The 1490-nt window shown below is 67.4% G+C and carries 2 protein-coding genes; one reads left to right on the top strand and one right to left on the bottom strand.

Annotation, left to right across the window (positions count from 1 at the left end):
- Window positions 1-36 precede the first annotated feature (36 nt).
- Window positions 37-1251, bottom strand: coding sequence for an RNA-guided endonuclease InsQ/TnpB family protein (locus ACZ5VD_RS43910; RefSeq protein WP_468686094.1), 1215 nt, complete (start codon window positions 1249-1251; stop codon window positions 37-39).
- A gap of 50 nt (window positions 1252-1301) precedes the next feature.
- Here ACZ5VD_RS43910 and ACZ5VD_RS43905 point away from each other — a divergent pair.
- Window positions 1302-1490: transposase (locus ACZ5VD_RS43905; protein WP_468686092.1), on the top strand; the 189-nt coding region annotated here is incomplete at its 3' end.

Below are 1490 nucleotides of genomic sequence, written 5' to 3'. Positions count from 1 at the left end.
GTGACTCCTCCCCCGGCTGAAGCCGGGGGCTTCTCGCTATGCCGGGTTGGCGTTGCGATGGACCAGCCCGGCCCGTAGAACGTTGATGGCGCCCACTGTGTCGGCGTGGGCGGTGTGGCCGCAGGCGACGCACTGGAACTTTTCCTGGGTGGGCCGGTTCTCCTTGGCGGTGTGCCCGCATTCGGGGCACGTGCGGGAGGTGTTGCGGGGGTCCACGGCGATCACTTCCCGTCCGGCGCTTTCAGCCTTGGCGTGCAGGATCGTCAGGAACACCCCCCAACCGGCATCGTTGATCGACTTGTTGAGCCCGGCTTTCGCCGCTGCCCCGTTGGGCAGGAACACGCCCGGCTGATCGGGGTCGGGCTTCGGTGCGGGAGCCCTGCTCATGTTGCGGATCTGGAGGTCTTCATGCGCGATCACATCGTGTGCGCGGACCAGGCCGAGGGCGGTCTTGTGTGCGTGGTCCAGACGCCGGCGCCGTACCTTGCCGTGCTGTTCGGCGACTTCCTCCACCGCGCGCCGGTGGTTGGCGGTACGGTCCTTGGCCTTGCGGCGCGGGAACCGGGACAGGGCCTGCTGCGCGGCTTCGAGTTTCGCGGCGGCCTTGTGCCCGTGGCGCGGATTGGGGACGAACTCGCCGCTGGAGTCGGCGAGGAAGTTCGCGATGCCCAGATCGATCCCGACCACGCTGCCGGTCGCGGGCAGCGGCTCCGGCTGTTCCTGTTCGGCGGCCAGTACGACGAACCACCGACGGCCCTCACGCTTGACCGAGACGGTCTTGACCCGGCCGCTCACGGCACGGTGCTGGTTGACTTTCACATGCCCGACACCCTGGAGGCGGACGCGGGTGGCCGCATCGTGCGGGGTGGAGTCCCACCGGCAGCCGTCGCCGTCCTTGGGGAAGTCCACCGTGTCGAACCAGTTCACCCCGCGAAAGCGCGGATAGCCGGGCGTCTCACCGGACCTGACCCGGCGGAAGAACGCGGTGAACGCCTTGTCCAGGCGGCGCAGGGTGGCCTGCTGCGAGCTGAAGGACCAGCGGCCCTGACGCTCCGGGTCGAACGCCCGGACGTCCTTGAGCTGCGCCGACTGCATCCCGTACGTGACGGTGGTCTTCGACGGATGCCGCCAGGCGTCGCGGCGTTCCTGAAGCGCCCCGTTGTAGAGGGAGCAGTGATCCCGCAGCATTTCGGACAGTGCCTGGGCCTGGCGGACGGTGGGCCGCAGGAGGAACTTGTACGCACGGATCATCCAGCCCACCCCCTCCGGTCGAGTTCGCTTGATCCTACTACACTTGGCGTATGTCACCGCGCTGGGAACCAGATCCCGATATCCGACGGGGAAACCATGTCGTTTTCCACCTCCACGCTCACTTGGTGTTTGTCACGAAGTACCGGCGGGAGATCTTCAACGGCGAGATGCTGACGCGCTGCGAGGCGATCATGCGGGACGTGTGCGAAAGCTTCGGCGCGGAGCTGCGGGAGTTCAAC

It is taken from the genome of Streptomyces sp. NPDC032822 (assembly GCF_055578825.1).
Note: the sequence above shows the minus strand (reverse complement) of the source record. Positions and strands in the feature narration are given on the sequence as shown.